This window comes from Clostridium sp. CS1-1 (assembly GCF_056135525.1).
The window spans coordinates 4,983,378-5,001,999 of sequence record NZ_CM148680.1 but is presented as its reverse complement, the minus strand read 5'-3'; the positions used below and the strand labels follow the sequence as shown (position 1 = coordinate 5,001,999).

Sequence of the window (18,622 nt, the reverse complement as noted above, 5' to 3'; positions counted from 1 at the left end):
TCTCATTTTTATATGTTTTTCCTTCAGTTTGCACATAATGATACACGTGGCAAAGTTTTTTATAACTTTGATAATCAATCTAGAAATATAGATAATTATAGATATACAAACTAATCTTTATTTAAAAACTTATAAAAAAAACTCTCTAGTATATGAGTAACTAGAGAGTTTTCTATTATTCTTGAACTTCTTCTTCTTCATTTACTTCTTTTACTTGATCATCACAGTTTATTTTAGCTATAGCAACTACCTTCTGCTCTTCTTCCGTTCTCATCAAAGTAACGCCCATAGCATTTCTGCTTGTGGTCGATATATCAGATACATTTAGTCTTATGGCAACATTACTGCTGTTTATAAGCATCATTTCGTCTCCATCTTTCACTATTCTAGCACCAACAATCGAACCTGTTTTTTCTGTTATTTTATAGGTTATGATTCCCTTGCCACCTCTTCTGTGAGCAGTGTATTCTGCAACATGAGTTCTTTTTCCGAACCCATTTTCACTTATTACTAAAACATCTTGACCTTCTTCCACAATATCCATAGCTACAGCTATATCACCTTCTCTTAAGTTTATAGCTCTTACTCCAGTTGCAGTTCTTCCCATAGGTCTTACGTCTGTTTCATTAAATCTTATTGCATAACCATTTCTAGTGAATATAATTATTTCACTTTTTCCAGTTGTCATCCTAACCCCTATAAGTTCGTCTCCATCTTTTAAGTTTATGGCGTTTAGTCCATTCTTCCTTATTGATGAATATTGACTCATCTGAGTCTTTTTGATTAAACCTTCTTTAGTTCCCATTATGAAATAGTTATTTTCGTCAACTTCTTTAAAGGTTATAACCGCTTGTATCTTCTCATCAGCCTCTATTGGTATTAAATTTATAACATTAGTTCCTTTTGCAGTTCTTCCTGCTTCTGGAATCTCATAACCTTTTAGCTTATGAACTCTACCTCTGTTTGTAAAGAATAAAATATTATTATGTGTAGAAGTTATAAACATATGTTCTACAAAGTCATCTTCCTTTGTAGCCATTGCCTGTATTCCCTTTCCTCCTCTTTTTTGAGCAGAGTAAGTATCTGCAGTTATTCTTTTTATATAGCCTGCATGAGTAAGGGTTATCACTACTTCTTGTTCTTGAATTAAGTCTTCTATGTTAATTTCATCGTTATTTCTCTGTATCTCGGTTCTTCTTTCATCACCATATTTATTCTTAATTTCTATTAATTCTTCTTTTATTATACTTAATACTAATTCTTCTTTTTCTAAAATTTCTCTAAAATATGCTATGTTTTTCATTAGCTCATTATATTCATCTTCAATTTTTTCTCTTTCTAATCCTGTAAGTCTTTGTAATCTCATATCAAGTATAGCCTGAGCCTGTTTCTCCGATAGATTAAACTTACTCATCAGTCCATTTCTTGCTTCTTCAGTATTCCTAGATGACCTTATAAGGTTTATAACTTCATCTATGTGATCAAGCGCTATTCTTAATCCATCTAGAATATGAGCACGAGCAAGTGCTTTATCAAGATCAAATATTGTTCTTCTTCTAATGATTTCTTTTTGAAAATCTAAATAGTAAACGAGCATCTGTTTTAAATTTAAAACTTGAGGCTCATTATTTACTAAAGCAAGCATAATAATACCAAATGTATCTTGCATCTTAGTATGCTTATAAAGTTGATTTAATACTATATTAGGATTTGCATCCCTTTTTAACTCTATTACCATTCTCATGCCATCTCTATCTGATTCATCTCTTAAGTCTGATATACCTTCTATTTTTTTGTCTTTAACTAATTCTGCCATATTTTCTATTAATTTCGCCTTGTTAACTTGATAGGGTAGCTCAGTTACGATAATTTTATGTCTTCCATTCTCTTCCTCAATCTCAGTTTTTGCCCGTATAATAACTTTTCCTCTTCCAGTTTCATATGCAGATCTAATCCCTGAAGTACCAAGTATTATTCCTGCGGTTGGAAAATCTGGTCCCTTAATTTCAGTCATTAACTCCAAAATAGAACAATCCGGATTATCAATAAGAATACTTATTCCATTTATAACTTCTGTTAAGTTATGTGGTGGTATATTAGTCGCCATACCAACTGCAATTCCCGCTGAACCATTAACAAGCAGGTTAGGGAACCTTGAGGGTACTACAGAAGGCTCCTCTTCCTCACCATCAAAATTTGGAATAAAATCTACTGTATTTTTATTAATATCTCTTAACATTTCAAGTGTTATTTTATTCATTTTTGCTTCTGTATATCTCATTGCAGCTGCACTATCACCATCAACAGACCCAAAGTTCCCATGACCATTAACCAGTGTATACCTAATAGAGAAATCCTGAGCTAATCTAACTAATGCATCATAAACCGCTGTATCTCCATGTGGATGGTATTTACCTAAAACATCTCCAACTATTCTTGCACATTTTCTATGCCCCTTATCTGGAGTTAAACCTAATTCATGCATAGAATAAAGAATTCTTCTATGTACAGGTTTTAATCCATCCCTTACATCTGGCAATGCACGACCTACAATAACACTCATAGCGTAATCTATATAGCTTTTTTTCATTTCATAGCTTATCTCTATTGGCAATACTCTTCCTTCATTAAACATCAATTACACCTCTTTGTTATATGTCTAAGTTTACAACCTTGTTAGCATTTTCTTGTATGAACTCCCTGCGAGGTTCTACCTTATCACCCATAAGTATAGTGAAAATTTCATCCGCAGCCATAGCATCATCTACTGTCACTTGAAGTAATGTTCTCTCTTCTGGATTCATTGTCGTATCCCAAAGCTGAGAAGCATCCATCTCTCCAAGACCTTTGTATCTTTGAATGTTTGTATTGTTATCTTTGCCGCCTATATCCTGCAACAATTTTTCTAACTCATTATCACTATAAGCATAGTAGTCTTTTTTACTTTTTATCACCTTATAAAGTGGTGGTTGAGCTACATATACATGTCCTTGCTCTACTAATTCTTTCATGTATCTGTAGAAAAATGTAAGTAATAAAGTTCTTATATGTGCACCATCTACATCAGCATCTGTCATTATAATTATTCTATCATATCTTATTTTTTCTATGTTAAAGTCGCTACCAATTCCTGCTCCAAACGCAGTTATCATAGACCTTATTTCTTCATAACCTAAAATTTTATCTAATCTCTGCTTTTCTACATTCATTATTTTACCACGAAGAGGTAAAATAGCTTGAAATCTTCTATTTCTTCCTTGTTTAGCTGAACCACCTGCGGAGTCACCCTCTACTATATAGATTTCACATTCTTTAGGATCCTTAGATGAGCAATCAGCAAGTTTTCCCGGAAGTGAAGTGCTTTCTAAAACTGATTTACGTCTTGTCAATTCTCTTGCTTTTTTTGCAGCTTCTCTAGCCCTTGCAGCCATTAGCGATTTATCTATTATGGATTTAGCTATTTGAGGATTTTCTTCAAGGAAAATACTTACTTGTTCTCCAACAATTGTATCAACTATCCCTCTAACTTCACTATTTCCAAGCTTAGTTTTAGTTTGACCTTCAAACTGTGGGTCTATAAGTTTAACTGATATGACAGCAGTTAATCCTTCTCTTACATCTTCCCCAGATAAATTTTTATCACTTTCTTTTAAAATACCAAACTTTTTTGCATAATCGTTTAGTGTTCTAGTTAAAGCTGACTTAAATCCAGCTAAGTGTGTTCCACCTTCAACTGTATCTATGTTGTTAGCGAAGGAAAAAATATTTTCAATGTAACTATCATTATATTGAATTGCAATTTCTAGTGAATAATCATCCTTTTTACCATCTATGTATATTGGTTCTTTATGAACAGTTTCTCTATTTCTATTTAAATACTCAACAAAAGACTTTATTCCACCTTCATAGTAAAAAGTTTCTGTTTTATCAAATCTTTCATCACTTAAAGTTATTCTTATTCCCTTATTTAGAAAAGCTAACTCTCTTAGTCTTTGGGCCAATGTATCATAATCGTACTCAAGTTCATCGAATATCTGATGATCTGGCCTAAAATAAGTTTTTGTTCCCTGTTCATCAGTATTACCTACTATTTCAAGTCCGGTCATTACTTTTCCTCTGTTGTATACTTGTTTCCATATATGACCTTCTCTTTTTACTTCGACTTCACAAATCTCTGATAGCGCATTTACAACAGATGCTCCAACACCGTGAAGTCCACCCGAAACCTTGTATCCACTTCCACCAAACTTACCTCCAGCATGAAGCACTGTCATTATAACTTCTACAGTAGGTTTTTGCATTTTAGGATGCATACCAACTGGCATACCTCTACCATCATCTATTACCGTTATAGAATTGTCATTATGTATTTTAATATATATATTTTTACAAAATCCTGCTAAAGCTTCGTCTATACTGTTATCTACTATTTCATAAACTAAATGATGAAGTCCTCTTGAACTTGTACTTCCAATGTACATTCCTGGTCTTTTTCTTACAGCTTCTAATCCTTCAAGTACTTGTATTTGACTTTCATCATAAATTTGATTCTTGTCTTCTGACATATCTATCCTCCAATCTTAAGGCTCATAGTATAATGTTTCTGATCTCTTAGTTAGTGTGGATGATGATATAGGCGATAAGTAAACCTTACTTTTTTTGTTAACCTCAGCTATAATAAAGGATTTTGGTTTATCCTTAGTAATTCTCTGAACAAATCCATCTTCTTCAGCCATTCTCAAAAATTGAATTGTATCAGAACCATACATTGATGTTTCTGCATCAAATATACCAATTATATCCTTTATGGGCACAACTATATTTTCACCTAAGTGTAAAAACATAAGATACTCTCCTTTCAAACCTTACTTACAGTTCCGTTTTCTACTACAAATAACTGCGCTTCATCTCTCAAATACTTTTTTATATCTCCAATACCAGTGCAAGTTATAAATGTTTGTATGTTATTTATAGAACTTAATATATATCTTTGTCTATTTACATCAAGCTCTGATAAAACATCGTCTAATAAAAGAACTGGATACTCTCCAGTAACATCCTTTATTATTTCTAGAGATGCAAATTTAATAGTTAAAACGGAAGTTCTTTGCTGTCCTTGCGATCCAAAACTTCTTGTGTCAATACCATTTATTTTTATATCAAAATCATCTCTGTGAGGTCCTAAAGAAGTAATTTTTTTATCAAAGTCTTTTTTTCTATTTCTTACTAGATTTTCTAAGAGTTCTTTTTCCGCCTCATCTACATTATCTATATTTTTAATCAATGTTAAATATTTAAATTCTATATTCTCATTGCCTGTAGTTATTTCTCTATGTATTATATTTCCCTTTTCACTTAGATTTCTTACATACTTATCTCTCATTCTTATAATAAATGCTCCGTACTTAGAAAGTTGCTCATCATAAACTTGTAGTATATCAGTATTATGCTCATTCCACTTTTTTAACATGATATTTCTTTCGTTTAACACTTTGTTATATTGAACTAAATTAAAATAATACTTTTTACTTAACTTACATAATTCAATATCTAAAAAGCGCCTTCTATATACTGGAGATTCCTTTACTATTTTTAAATCCTCGGGGGAAAACATAACAACATTAAAAATACCAATAAGCTCCGATATCTTATTAATCTTAATAGAATTTACATTAATTCCTTTTTTGCCTTCTTTAAAAATTTTTATTTCTATTTTTTTATCTAGTCTTTCTTTTGAAACATATGTTTTTATATATGCTTCTCTTCCATTCCAATTTATAAGTTCCTTATCCTTATTGGTCCTTGGTGATTTTCCTATGCTGCAATAATATATACTCTCCAATATGTTAGTTTTTCCTTGAGCATTATCTCCTATAAAAACATTTATATTTTTGCTTAATTCTATGCTTAATTCATCATAATTTCTAAAGTTAATAAGCTGTAAATATTTAATATACATAAAAACACCTAAATATAATTATATCACAATATATCTAATTAACAATTAACAATAATTTATTGCTAAATTATAATTATAAACAATTCTATATAATTATGTAAACTATATTATTTTATAAATTTCATCATTAAATTCTATTATATCATCTATTTTTAATTTTCTTCCTCTTCGGGTTTCAATTTCTTTATTTACCTTAACTTCACCCTCTTGAATTACCATTTTTGCTTCTGATCCAAGCGATACTGCACCGACCCATTTCAAAAATGAATCAAGCTTTATAAAATCAGTGTTTATTTTTACCTCTTTCATTCCCTATTTCTCCATTCCAAAACTTAGTTATTTAATAATCTTACAGGAAGCACTAGGTAAGTGCAATTGTCAATATCTTTATTTTTAATAACACAAGGGCTTACACTGCTAGAAAATTCCATTACAATCTCATCTTCTTCCATGATTTTCAAGACATCAATAAGGTACTTTGAATTAAATGCAATTTGAAGTGATTGACCTTGCAAAATTATATTCATTTCTTCCCTTACCATTCCCAATTGAGAATTGGATGTTATAATAATGTTCTCATCTTCCATACTTAATTTTATAAGATTAGTATTACTATCCTTAGCCATTAAGGATGCTCTTTCAATGCAATGCAAAAGATCGCCTCTTTTTGCTATAAGCTTTAGGTTAAACTCTTCTGGAATTATAGAATTATATTTTATAAACTCGCCTTCTAAAAGTCTTGATATTATTTTTGTTTCTTTTAGATTAAATAAAATGTGATTAGGAGTAAATGTTATATTTACATTCTCATCATCATCCTCTAATATTTTTGAGACTTCACTCAACGTTTTTCCGGGAATTACAGCACTAATCATATTTTCTGTATCTACATATTCTGATTTCAATGCTAGTCTGTATCCATCAAGTGCTACCAAATTTAAATTTTTGTTATTTATCTCAAATAATATTCCAGTAAGAATTGGTCTTGTTTCATCTTGAGCCGTAGCGAAAATAGTTCCTTTTATCATATTCTTTAGTATCTTCTGAGAAACTGAAAATATCATATTTTCGTTTATGTTTGGTAATGATGGAAAGTCCTCTGGATTCATGTGAATAAGTGTGAATCTAGATTTTTGACATAGAATTTCTATAGAATTATTGTCAATTGTATTTATATGAATTATATCATTAGGCAACCTTCTTATTATCTCACCAAATAATTTTGCATCTATAACAATGCTTCCTTCTTCTAATATTTGTGCGCTTACCTTGGTTTCAATACTTAAATCTATATCTGAACCTGTTATAACTATTTCAGTATTCTTAGCCTTTAATAAAATACCATTTAATATAGGCATTGTAGATTTTCCTGTAACAGCTTTTTGGGCTGTGGATATTCCTTCTTGTAATATAGACTTTTCACATGTAAATTTCATTTATTTTAGCCTCCTTATTCACAATATACTTTTAATATTAATAGATTAGATAATATATATTTCTTAGTAGTAATAGTAGTAGGGGGTGTTAATATGTGTATAACCCCTAGAAGCATTGAAAACACTTAAAAATAGAAAAAAATAAGTGTGGATAAGTTAATCATAAATAATTGACTTTATCCACAGTTATAAAAACATAATAGGGACTATTTTTTTATCCACAATATATTATATAATTAATATAAACATATGTTAATAATCTATTTTTGATTTATTCTTTTAGTTAAATCATTTACTGAATTTTGAAGTCCTTCATCGACTTTAAGGTTCGTAGATATCTTCTCATATGCATGAATTACCGTAGTATGATCTCTTCCTCCAAATTCTTCTCCTATCTTTGGAAGAGACATGTCTGTTAGCTTTCGACATAGGTACATAGCGATCTGCCTTGGAAATGCTACATTTCTTGTTCTTCTGGATGATTTTAAATCATCTACTTTAAGACTAAAGTAATTTGCTACTACATCTTGTATTAAATCTATAGTTACTTGCTTTGACTGTTTATTTGAAATTATGTCCTTTAAGGCTTCTGCAGCTAAATCTTCACTAATTTCTTTATTAGTTAAGGATGAGAATGCTACAATTCTAATTAAGGCACCTTCTAGTTCTCTTATATTAGCTTTTATTTTTGTGGCTATGTAAACCATAACTTCATTTGGTACATTTAAATTTTCAACGTCTGCCTTCTTTTTTAATATTGCCATTCGTGTTTCAAAATCAGGGGCTTGAATATCAGCTATAAGTCCCCATTCAAATCTAGAACGTAATCTATCTTCAAGCGTAGGTATTTCCTTTGGAGGTCTATCGCTTGAAAGAATTATTTGTTTATTAGCTTCATGGAGTGCATTAAAAGTATGAAAAAACTCTTCTTGAGTTCGTTCCTTACCACCTATAAACTGAACATCATCAATTAATAGCACATCTATGTTTCTGTACTTGTTTCTAAATTGTTCATTTTTATCATCTTTAATTGAGTTAATTAATTCATTGGTAAATTTTTCGGAAGAAACATACATTACTTTTGAGTTTACGTTATTTTCTAATATGTAATGTCCAATAGCATGCATTAAGTGAGTTTTTCCAAGCCCAACACCACCATATATAAATAGCGGGTTATAAGCTTTGGCCGGAGCCTCAGCTACGGCCAAAGACGCGGCATGGGCAAATCTATTACTATTACCTATGACAAAAGAATTAAAAGTATATTTTGGATTTAACATAGTAGACATTTCATCATTAACAATAATATTAGATTTAGGAGCCTTTTTTGGTTTAGAATCAGTAGGCTCAGAAACCTCTTCGGATATTATTATAAAGTCTACACTGTATTTTTTTGACGTTATAAGCTTTAATGCATTGATTATTAAGTCTTTATATCTACTGCTAAGTATTCCTCGAGTGAAATCATTAGGAACGCCTAGTTTTACGGTGTCATTTTCTATTGATATAGGATCTATACTTTTAATCCAAGTATTGAAACTTACTTCCGTAAGTTCACCTTTTATTATGTTTAGAGTCTTTTCCCATATTTCTTTTGGATGGGCATTCATCTTATATCCTCCAGTCTTGAATGATAAAAAATAAAATTAACATTATATAAACAAAATTATAAACACCATTATATTTTTTTGACAAATGTTCATTAAAATATTCACATGTTAACAAATTTGTTGATAATATAGAATTAAAAAGATTATCAACAAGTTAAAAAAAATAAGTATTAACATTTCGAAAAGTGAATAATGTTTGAAAATCAGTCAAAAATATGGATGATAATATTACTTTTTATAATAATTAAACAAGTTATGCACAAAGTTATGCACAGTTGTGGATAAGATTAGAAATTTAAAAGTTATTCACAACTCACTATTAATAATATCAAAAGCCGACAACCTATTCAAGAAGTTATCCACAAAAAAAGTAATAAAAAATATTAACACATAGTTTTTTATCCATATTTAGTTGTTGCAGAATTTATGTTGACATTGGAACTTCGTGAATATATAATTTAATAGTAAAACTTTAAGAAGCCTATAAATGGCGTAATTACTTTAATAGAGTAATCTTTGGTTTACAGCAAATGTCCTCATAAGCTTAAGTAATGTGGAGAGGTAAATATAACTTACTTAAAAGGGGGTGTAGTAATATGTTTATGACTTACCAGCCAAAAAAGAAACAAAGAAAGAAAGAACATGGTTTCAGAAAAAGAATGAGTACTTCATCAGGAAGAAATGTTCTTAAAAGAAGAAGACAAAAAGGTAGAAAAAGATTAACAGCATAAGGGCCGCTTTTGTGGCCTTTTTCTGCAACTGCAGAAAAAAGGAGCAAAGTATATAATGAAGGAAAATAAAATAAGAAAAAATGTAGAGTTTAGAGCTGTATACAGAAGAGGAAAATCTTTTTCTAATAACTTATTAGTTCTTTATATATATAAGAATAAAAAGAATATTAATAGATTAGGCATATCTGTTAGTAAAAAAGTTGGCAAAAGTGTGATAAGAAACAGGGTTAAGAGATTAATTAGAGAAAACTACAGATTAAATAGTAAAAATTTAAAAACAGGATATGATTTAGTTTTTATAGCTAGAAATGCTGCAAATGATAAAGACTATGACCAAATAGGTGATGCTGTTAAAAATCTCTTCAAAAAGGCAGGTCTATACACTTAAATGAAAGAATTTTTAGTTTTTTTTATTACTTTATATAGAAAATATATATCTCCTTTAAAAAGACCATGTTGTAGGTTTTATCCAACTTGTTCCCAATATAGTTTGGATGCTTTAGAAAAGTATGGTGTTTTAAAAGGTGGATTTATGTCTATAAATAGAATATTAAGATGCAATCCTTTTAACAAGGGTGGGTATGATCCAGTTAAATAAATCGTCAGGAGGTTTATGTTTTGCAGTATTTAAATAATGCATTTGTTCAATTCTTTGAATTTATACATCAAAGTATATCTTCGGCTGTTCCAAACCAAAATATTTCATATGGTTTAGCAATAATCCTAGTTACACTTATAATTAGACTTGTATTACTTCCTTTAAGTATAAAACAGACTAAGTCTTCGGTAGCTATGAGTGAGTTACAGCCAGAGACTAAAAAGATACAAGATAAATATAAAAGTGATCCTCAAAGGGCTCAACAAGAAATTATGAAGCTATATAAAGAAAAAGGTGCGAGTCCATTAAGTGGATGTTTACCAATGCTTATTCAATGGCCTATTTTTATAGCACTATACTATGTTTTTAATAATTTACATAATATAAGTGGTGTTCAATTTTTATGGATTAAGGATTTAGCAAGTAGAGATGTAGTTCTTGCTGTTCTTTCTGGATTGACTACATATTTTTCGGGTAAATTAATGATGCCATCAGGCGATAGTGCACAAGCAAAGCAATCAGCTACTATGAATATTAGTATGGCAATATTTATGATATTTATTAGTTGGAGCTTAAAGTCAGCATTAGTTTTATATTGGGTAGTAAATAATTTAATTCAAATAGTACAGACATTAGCTATGAAAAGATTTGGTGTAAGTAAGTCTACTAGTAAAGCCTAGGGGGTGGTTTTATGAAGGTTATAGAAATGACAGGGAGAACTGTTGAAGAAGCTTTGAAAAATGCTTTAGTTGAACTTAAAGTTACAGAAGAAAAGGTAGAAGTAGAAGTTTTAGATGCAGGAAATAAGGGATTTTTAAGTTTAATAGGGGCAAGACCAGCGAAGATAAGAGTAAAAGTAAAAAGAGACTATATCTATGAGGCTAAGTCATTTATAAGGAATATTTTGGACTCTATGAATATAAAGGCCGAAATAAGAATAAATGAAGAAGATAATGTTATAAAGATATCTTTAACAGGTCCTGATATGGGAATACTTATAGGATATAGGGGGGAAACTTTAGATTCACTTCAATATCTTGTAAGCCTTGTTATAAACAAGGGACATGATACAGAATATAAAAGAGTAATCTTAGATACTGAAAACTATAGAGTAAAGAGAGAAGAGACCTTAAAAAGATTAGCAAGAAGGATAGCGGATAAGGTGAGAAGGACAGGAAGGTCTGTTAAGCTTGAACCTATGAATCCTTATGAAAGAAGAATAATTCATTCTGCGCTTCAAAGCGACTTTTATGTAAATACCTATAGTGAAGGTGATGAGCCTTTTAGAAGAGTTGTAGTGGATTTAAAGAAAGCCTAATGGCTTTCTTTTTGCTTTATTGGTAAATAATATATATATAATCTTATAGAGGGAGTGAAAAAATGAGAGAATTTGATACTATTGCAGCAATCGCAACAGTTTTAGGTGAGGGTGGAATCTCAATTATTAGGGTTTCAGGAAATAAATCTTTAGGTATAGTAAGTAGTATATTTAAAGGAAAAGGTGAAAAGGGATTAGAAGACATAAAACCATATACTATGAGATATGGCTTTATTGTAGAGAAACAAACTGGAGATATGTTAGATGAAGTTTTAATTAGCTATATGAAGGCACCAAGAAGTTTTACTTCAGAAGACACTGTTGAAGTAAATTGTCATGGAGGAGTTATTGCTACAAAAAGAATACTTGAAGAACTTATTAAAAATGGTGCAAGACTTGCGGAACCTGGTGAATTTACTAAACGAGCCTTTTTAAATGGAAGAATTGACTTAAGTCAGGCTGAAGCTGTTATTGATATAATAAGAGCAAAAACAGAACTTTCAATGAAATCCGCAGTACAACAGTCGGGCGGTAGAGTTTCTAAGGAAATAAACAATGTAAGATCAAGGTTATTAGAAATCATAGCTCATATTGAAGCTACAGTAGATTATCCAGAGGATGATCTAGAGGAAATGACAGCTGAAAAGGTATCCTTGCAATTAAATAATATTTTAGAGGTAGTTGATAAGATATTAAGTACGGCTGATGAGGGAAAAATAATTAGGGAAGGACTCAATACCGTTATCGTTGGAAAGCCCAATGTAGGAAAATCCTCTCTTTTAAACTCGCTTCTTATGGAAAAGAGAGCAATTGTAACAGATGTACCAGGAACAACTAGGGATGTTATCGAAGAATATATTAATATTGAAGGTATTCCAGTAAAAGTAATAGATACAGCTGGAATTAGAGAGACAAAAGATGTGGTCGAAAAGATAGGGGTAGAAAAATCTAAAGAGAAAATAAATGAGGCAGACTTAATTATTTTTATGTTAGATTTGAGTAGAGAACTAGATGACGAAGATAAGGAAATTATAGAGTATATAAAGGATAAAAAATATATTATTTTATTAAATAAATCTGATTTAGGTGGTAAAATAGATAGAGATGAAATTAAAGACTTAAACTCACAGTATATAATACAAACTTCCGCTAAAACAGGCGAGGGATTAGATAAGTTAAAAGAGTGTATAAAGGAACTTTTCTTTAAGGGTGAAGTTAAGTCTAAAGAAGTAATTATAACAAATACAAGGCATAAAGAGGCATTGGTAAGAGCAAAAGAGCATTGTATGCAGGCTATAGATGCACTAGTGAATACTTCAGCAATAGATCTTGCATCCATTGATATAAGGAATGCATGGAGCAGCTTGGGTGAAATTACTGGTGAAACCTTAGATGAGGATATTATTGATAAGATATTCTCAGAATTTTGTTTAGGAAAGTAGGTATAAATTATGGAATACTTCGGTGGAGAATACGATGTAATAGTAATTGGAGCAGGGCACGCTGGTTGCGAAGCTGCTCTCTCTTCTGCGAGAATTGGATGTAAAACGTTACTTTGTACTATGAATTTAGATAGTATAGCGTTCATGCCATGTAATCCGAGCATAGGTGGAACAGCTAAAGGACACTTAGTTAGAGAGATAGATGCTCTAGGTGGCGAAATGGGTATTAATATAGACAATACTTTTATTCAATCTAGAATGCTTAATACATCTAAGGGGCCAGCGGTATATTCATTAAGAGCTCAAGCAGATAAGAACAAATATTCTGGAAGAATGAAGCATATAATTGAAAAGGAACCTAATCTTCACTTAAGACAACTAGAGGTAATAAACATAAAAACAGAAGGTGGAAAAGTTGTTGGAGTATTAACAAAGAATGGAGCATATTTCAAAACTAAGACAATAATACTTGCAACAGGAACTTATTTAAAAGGTAAGGTTATTATAGGTGAAGTGAGTTATAACTGTGGTCCAAATGGGTTTATGCCATCAAATGACTTATCCCAAAGTTTATTAGATTTAGGAATAGAGCTTAGAAGATTTAAGACTGGTACACCAGCAAGAGTAAATAGAAGAAGTGTTGATTTTTCAAAGATGATTGAACAAAAAGGTGATGAAAATATAGTTCCATTTTCTTTTATGAGTGAGAATATTGATAGAGATCAAGTATCATGTTATCTTACTTATTCCACGGATGAAACATTGAAGGTTATACAGGATAATATACACAGGTCTCCTTTATATAACGGAACTATTAAATCTGTTGGACCGAGATATTGTCCTTCAATTGAAGATAAGGTCGTGAGATTTCCAGATAAGGAAAAACATCAGATATTTGTAGAACCAGAGGGAGAAAACACAGAAGAACTTTACATAGGTGGTGCTTCAAGTTCCTTACCTGAGGACGTTCAGCTTGCTATGTATAAAACAATAATAGGGCTTGAGAATGTTGAAATTGTAAGAACCGCTTATGCTATAGAGTACGATAGCATAAATCCACTGCAACTTAAACCTTCTTTAGAGTTTAAAAATATAGAAGGACTTTTTGGAGCTGGGCAATTAAATGGAACATCTGGATATGAAGAAGCTGCAGCTCAAGGTATAATTGCTGGAATAAATGCTGCTTTGAAGGTACAGGATAGAGATCCACTTATACTAAGTAGGTCGGATGCATATATAGGAGTTCTAATTGATGATTTAGTAACTAAAGGAACAGAAGAACCTTATAGAATGATGACATCTCGTTCAGAATATAGGTTACTTTTAAGACAGGATAATGCAGATTTAAGATTGACAGAAATGGGATATAAGGTTGGTCTTGTTACTAAAGAAAGATATGAAAAGTTCTTGAAAAGAAAGAGTGAGATAGAACAAGAGGTCGAAAGAATTAAGAGTGTTCAGATTACACCTAAAAAGGAGATAATAGATTTTTTAACTTCACTGAATACATCAGAACTTAAAAAGCCTATTAACTTATATGAACTTATTAAAAGACCAGAACTGGATTATTTCATTTTAAAAGATTTAGATAAAGATAGGCCCGAACTTAATTTTGATGTAAAAGAACAAGTGAATATTATATCAAAATATGAAGGATATATAAATAAGCAGTTAGAACAAATTGAACAGTTTAAAAAATTTGAAAGCAAGATGATACCTAAGGATATCAAATATGATGATGTTAGGGGATTAAGAATTGAAGCTGTTCAAAAGCTTACTAAAATAAGACCTATTAGTATAGGTCAGGCATCAAGAATTTCAGGTGTTTCACCTGCTGATATATCTGTGCTTCTAATTTATCTTGAACGCGAATATAGAGTAAAAAGTAGTAAATAAGAATTTATTGGAATGGAGAAAAGGTATGGACTATTTTGATATTATGAGAACTGCATGTTCAGATGTAGAACTAGATTTTAATGAGGAAACATATAACAAGTTTATGCAGTATAAAGAGATGATTAAGTATTGGAATGAAAAAATTAATCTTACAGCTATTACGGAAGATGAACAAATAATAAAAAAGCATTTTATAGATTGTATTAAAATTTTTAAATTTTCTCCTTTGAATGAAGCAAAAAGTATTATTGATATAGGAACAGGTGCAGGATTTCCAGGAATTCCAATTAAACTTGTGAAACCTGATATTAATGTAGTGCTTTTAGACTCACTGAATAAAAGAATCAATGTACTAAATGAGGTTATAAATAAACTTGATTTAAAAGATATTACTACTATTCATGGTAGGGCTGAGGATTTTTCAGTAAAAGCTGAATATAGAGAAGGATTTGATTTGTCCGTATCGAGAGCTGTAGCGAATCTTTCTGTCTTGAGCGAATTATGTATTCCATATGTAAAAGTTGGAGGATATTTTATAGCAATGAAGGGACCTTCTGTGGAAGAAGAACTCAAGGAAGGCAAGAATGCAATTTCAACTCTTGGAGGAAAAGTAGAAGAGGTTATAAAGATAGAAATTGAAGATAGTAACTTAAATCATAATTTAGTAGTGGTGAAAAAGATAAAAAGTACACCAAAGATTTATCCGAGAAAAGCTGGCACAGCTAATAGAAAACCTTTAAGATAATAGAAATGTAGTAATTTGTCATACGAAAATTATAAAAAATAGAAGGATTTTATAAGATTACGGAGAAATTTTAATAATAGGAAAGCTTAAGAGGGATGGGTAAATATGCAAAAGAATGTTGATTATGTATCTATAAATTTAATTGTGCCTAATGTATATCAACCAAGAAAACACTTTGATAAGGAAAGTTTAGAAGAATTAGCACAATCAATAATTACATATGGTATAATTCAACCCTTGTCTGTTAGAAAACTTGGAGAAGATAAATATGAACTGGTTGCAGGTGAAAGAAGACTTAGAGCAGCGGAACTAGCAGGTTTACAAGAAGTGCCTGTTATAGTAATTGATATTACAGACAGAGAATCTGCAGCTATTGCACTACTTGAAAACCTACAGAGAGAAAATCTAAGTTTTCTAGAAGAGGCAGAGGCTTATTATAATTTAATAAAAGACCATTCATATACACAAGAAAAGTTAGCAGAACTCATAGGGAAAAAACAATCAACAATTGCAAATAAAATTAGATTACTAAAATTAGACATGGAAATTAGAAATATAATACTGGATCATAATTTAACAGAAAGACATGCTAGGGCTTTACTTAAACTTCCAACAATTGATTTGCAAAGAAAGGTATTGAAAGTTGTAACTAAGAGATTTCTAAATGTAAAAAATACTGAAGAACTTGTAGAAAAAGAGTTAAGTAAAATTACAAATAATAAAGATAAATCTATTAAGAAAAAGATTAAAGGGATTTTTTCTCCTAGAGTGTATGTAAATACTGTTAAACAGGTTTTTGATAAATACGGACTCGCAGCTGAGTATAAATCGAAAGACCTTGAAGATAAAATTGAAATAACAATAACTATACCAAAAAAGTAAAATGTTTCACGTGAAACATTTTTATCCCATAATTACTTTTAATGTCTTATTAATTTTTATCTATTTATTTTATTTCTTTGGTTCTTAAGCATAGACTTAAGGGCCTTTTTCTTTATTATATTAAATGGTAAATTAATTAATTTAAATAAGTATTAATGGTACTAAGCATAAGTTAGAATATAGGTTAATCTTTATAATAAATTTCTATTAAGGGACTTTTATTATTTTATATAAGAATATATAATTAAAATTGAAGGTTTAATTTATGAAGGGTGGTGAATTTTATGAAGATAATATCAATATTCAATCAAAAAGGAGGAGTTGGAAAGACTACTACTAGTATTAACCTAAGCTCATATTTAGCTATGCAAGGATATAAGGTTTTAAATATAGATATTGATCCACAAGGAAATACTACTAGTGGACTTGGTTTTGATAAGAAAAATATAAATGAATCAATATATGATATTTTAACTTCAGATGAAAGTATAGATAATGTAATGAAGAAGTGTGAGTTAGTTGATAATTTTTACATAGTACCATCAACGATGGAATTAGCAGGAGCAGAAGTTGAATTAATAAACAAATCAAATAGAGAAAACATATTGAAAAATAAAATTAAAAATATGGAAACGAAATTTGATTTTGTATTTATAGATTGTCCTCCATCATTAGGTTTACTTACAATAAACGCACTAACATCTTCAAATAGTGTACTTATTCCAATTCAATGTGAATTTTATGCATTAGAAGGAGTGGGGCAGCTTATCAATACTATACAGCTAGTAAAAAAATCACTTAATAAGGACCTTCAAATTGAAGGTGTAATTATGAGTATGTATGACGGAAGAACAAAGTTATCAAATGAAGTTGTTTCGGAAGTTAAAAAGTACTTTAAGGATAGCGTTTATAATGCAACAATTCCAAGAAATATAAGATTAGCTGAAGCACCAAGTTTTGGATTACCTATAGTACTTTATGATGACAAGTGTAAAGGTGCAGAAGCTTATGAAGGTCTAACTCAAGAATTTTTAGCAAGACAAAAGGAGTGAAGGTTATATTGAATAAAAGACATGGGTTAGGAAAAGGGCTTGGAGCTTTAATACCTGAGGAGACATTGGAAGAAAAGGTTGTAGAAAATAATATTGGAACAACCTATATAGACATTAATTTAATTAAGGCTAATAAAGAACAGCCAAGAAAAGCCTTTGATGAAGATAAAATAATACAGCTTTCTGAGTCTATAAAGGAACATGGAGTAATACAACCTATAATATTAAAAAAGGAAGATAAGATATATACTATAATAGCTGGCGAAAGAAGATGGAGAGCTGCTAAAATCGCGGGAATAAAAGAAATACCAGCAATTATAATGAATTTATCAGATAAGGAAGTACTAGAAATATCTTTAATAGAGAATATCCAAAGACAAGACTTGAATCCTATTGAAGAAGCAGTAGCTTTTAAAAAGCTATTAGATGATTTTAATTTAACACAAGAAAGGTTAAGTATTAGAATTGGAAAATCAAGAACAGCTATTACAAATTGTTTAAGGCTACTTAACCTTGATAATAGAGTACAGGAATATTTAATTGATGGCGTAATAACAGAGGGACATGGGAGAGCACTTTTATCCTTAGAAGATAAGGACTTGCAGTATGAATTAGCTCAAAATATTATTGATGAAAGATTAAGTGTAAGAGATATTGAAAAGTTAATTAAAAATATTAATCAAGATAAAAAAATGAAAAATGATGAAGACAAAGTTAAAGAACATAATCCGTATTATACAGATATAAAGGAAAAATTAGAAAGTTTATTTGATACAAAGGTAATATTAGCTGATAAGAAAAGTAAGGGAAAGATCCAAATAGAATATTATTCTCAAGAAGATCTTCAAAGAATATTGGATATATTACATATATAAAATAAATTACATCAGGTGACAATTCAATGCCACCTGATTATTGATTGTATCTATATAAGTAATTTGCATAACTTTATT

The 18,622-nt window shown here is 30.3% G+C and carries 18 protein-coding genes; 11 read left to right on the top strand and 7 right to left on the bottom strand.

Annotated features, from left to right (window positions below; genetic code table 11):
* Nucleotides 1-175 precede the first annotated feature (175 nt).
* From gyrA to dnaA, 7 genes are all read right to left on the bottom strand, one after another.
* Entirely contained in the window at nucleotides 176-2,635 is a 2,460-nt protein-coding gene (gene gyrA / locus AC0N0V_RS23775; RefSeq protein WP_474461409.1) for a DNA gyrase subunit A, read from the bottom strand.
* Between the two features lie 16 nt (nucleotides 2,636-2,651).
* Nucleotides 2,652-4,565 carry a DNA topoisomerase (ATP-hydrolyzing) subunit B gene (gene gyrB / locus AC0N0V_RS23770; protein ID WP_474461408.1) on the bottom strand — a complete coding sequence of 638 codons (1,914 nt, stop codon included), beginning with the start codon at nucleotides 4,563-4,565 and terminating at the stop codon, nucleotides 2,652-2,654.
* Between the two features lie 15 nt (nucleotides 4,566-4,580).
* Nucleotides 4,581-4,844 (bottom strand): extracellular matrix regulator RemB, encoded by a 264-nt coding sequence (gene remB / locus AC0N0V_RS23765; protein WP_474461407.1) that lies wholly within the window; start codon nucleotides 4,842-4,844, stop codon nucleotides 4,581-4,583.
* Between the two features lie 14 nt (nucleotides 4,845-4,858).
* Nucleotides 4,859-5,959, bottom strand: a complete 1,101-nt coding sequence (recF, locus tag AC0N0V_RS23760; protein ID WP_474461406.1) for a DNA replication/repair protein RecF — start codon at nucleotides 5,957-5,959, stop codon at nucleotides 4,859-4,861.
* Between the two features lie 102 nt (nucleotides 5,960-6,061).
* Nucleotides 6,062-6,268, bottom strand: a complete 207-nt coding sequence (gene yaaA / locus AC0N0V_RS23755; RefSeq protein ID WP_474461405.1) for a S4 domain-containing protein YaaA — start codon at nucleotides 6,266-6,268, stop codon at nucleotides 6,062-6,064.
* 23 nt (nucleotides 6,269-6,291) lie between these two features.
* Complete coding sequence (dnaN, locus tag AC0N0V_RS23750) at nucleotides 6,292-7,395, bottom strand: DNA polymerase III subunit beta (RefSeq protein ID WP_474461404.1); 1,104 nt, start codon at nucleotides 7,393-7,395, stop codon at nucleotides 6,292-6,294.
* Nucleotides 7,396-7,655: 260 nt separating this feature from the next.
* Nucleotides 7,656-9,005, bottom strand: a complete 1,350-nt coding sequence (gene dnaA, locus AC0N0V_RS23745) for a chromosomal replication initiator protein DnaA (RefSeq protein ID WP_474461403.1) — start codon at nucleotides 9,003-9,005, stop codon at nucleotides 7,656-7,658.
* Between the two features lie 596 nt (nucleotides 9,006-9,601).
* On the opposite strand from dnaA, the gene rpmH reads away from it, so the two are divergent.
* The 11 genes from rpmH to AC0N0V_RS23690 all read left to right on the top strand — a co-directional run bounded on the left by rpmH (nucleotide 9,602) and on the right by AC0N0V_RS23690 (nucleotide 18,544).
* Nucleotides 9,602-9,736 (top strand): 50S ribosomal protein L34, encoded by a 135-nt coding sequence (gene rpmH, locus AC0N0V_RS23740; RefSeq protein ID WP_474461402.1) that lies wholly within the window; start codon nucleotides 9,602-9,604, stop codon nucleotides 9,734-9,736.
* 55 nt (nucleotides 9,737-9,791) lie between these two features.
* Nucleotides 9,792-10,124 (top strand): ribonuclease P protein component, encoded by a 333-nt coding sequence (rnpA, locus tag AC0N0V_RS23735; protein ID WP_474461401.1) that lies wholly within the window; start codon nucleotides 9,792-9,794, stop codon nucleotides 10,122-10,124.
* Nucleotides 10,125-10,334, top strand: coding sequence for a membrane protein insertion efficiency factor YidD (gene yidD, locus AC0N0V_RS23730; protein ID WP_474461400.1), 210 nt, complete (start codon nucleotides 10,125-10,127; stop codon nucleotides 10,332-10,334).
* A gap of 20 nt (nucleotides 10,335-10,354) precedes the next feature.
* Entirely contained in the window at nucleotides 10,355-11,014 is a 660-nt protein-coding gene (locus tag AC0N0V_RS23725) for a membrane protein insertase YidC (protein ID WP_474461398.1), read from the top strand.
* An 11-nt stretch (nucleotides 11,015-11,025) separates the two neighbouring features.
* Nucleotides 11,026-11,652 (top strand): RNA-binding cell elongation regulator Jag/EloR, encoded by a 627-nt coding sequence (gene jag / locus AC0N0V_RS23720; protein ID WP_474461397.1) that lies wholly within the window; start codon nucleotides 11,026-11,028, stop codon nucleotides 11,650-11,652.
* A 62-nt stretch (nucleotides 11,653-11,714) separates the two neighbouring features.
* Nucleotides 11,715-13,094: a tRNA uridine-5-carboxymethylaminomethyl(34) synthesis GTPase MnmE gene (mnmE, locus tag AC0N0V_RS23715; RefSeq protein WP_474461395.1), complete on the top strand. Its 1,380-nt coding sequence runs from the start codon at nucleotides 11,715-11,717 to the stop codon at nucleotides 13,092-13,094.
* A 9-nt stretch (nucleotides 13,095-13,103) separates the two neighbouring features.
* A complete protein-coding gene (mnmG, locus tag AC0N0V_RS23710) occupies nucleotides 13,104-14,990 on the top strand; it encodes a tRNA uridine-5-carboxymethylaminomethyl(34) synthesis enzyme MnmG (protein WP_474461394.1) in 1,887 nt (628 codons plus the stop codon).
* A gap of 25 nt (nucleotides 14,991-15,015) precedes the next feature.
* Nucleotides 15,016-15,735 (top strand): 16S rRNA (guanine(527)-N(7))-methyltransferase RsmG, encoded by a 720-nt coding sequence (gene rsmG / locus AC0N0V_RS23705; RefSeq protein ID WP_474461393.1) that lies wholly within the window; start codon nucleotides 15,016-15,018, stop codon nucleotides 15,733-15,735.
* A gap of 105 nt (nucleotides 15,736-15,840) precedes the next feature.
* Entirely contained in the window at nucleotides 15,841-16,617 is a 777-nt protein-coding gene (noc, locus tag AC0N0V_RS23700) for a nucleoid occlusion protein (protein WP_474461392.1), read from the top strand.
* Between the two features lie 284 nt (nucleotides 16,618-16,901).
* Nucleotides 16,902-17,669 (top strand): ParA family protein, encoded by a 768-nt coding sequence (locus AC0N0V_RS23695; RefSeq protein ID WP_474461391.1) that lies wholly within the window; start codon nucleotides 16,902-16,904, stop codon nucleotides 17,667-17,669.
* Nucleotides 17,670-17,677: 8 nt separating this feature from the next.
* Nucleotides 17,678-18,544, top strand: coding sequence for a ParB/RepB/Spo0J family partition protein (locus AC0N0V_RS23690; RefSeq protein ID WP_474461390.1), 867 nt, complete (start codon nucleotides 17,678-17,680; stop codon nucleotides 18,542-18,544).
* The last annotated feature ends 78 nt before the right edge of the window (nucleotides 18,545-18,622 follow it).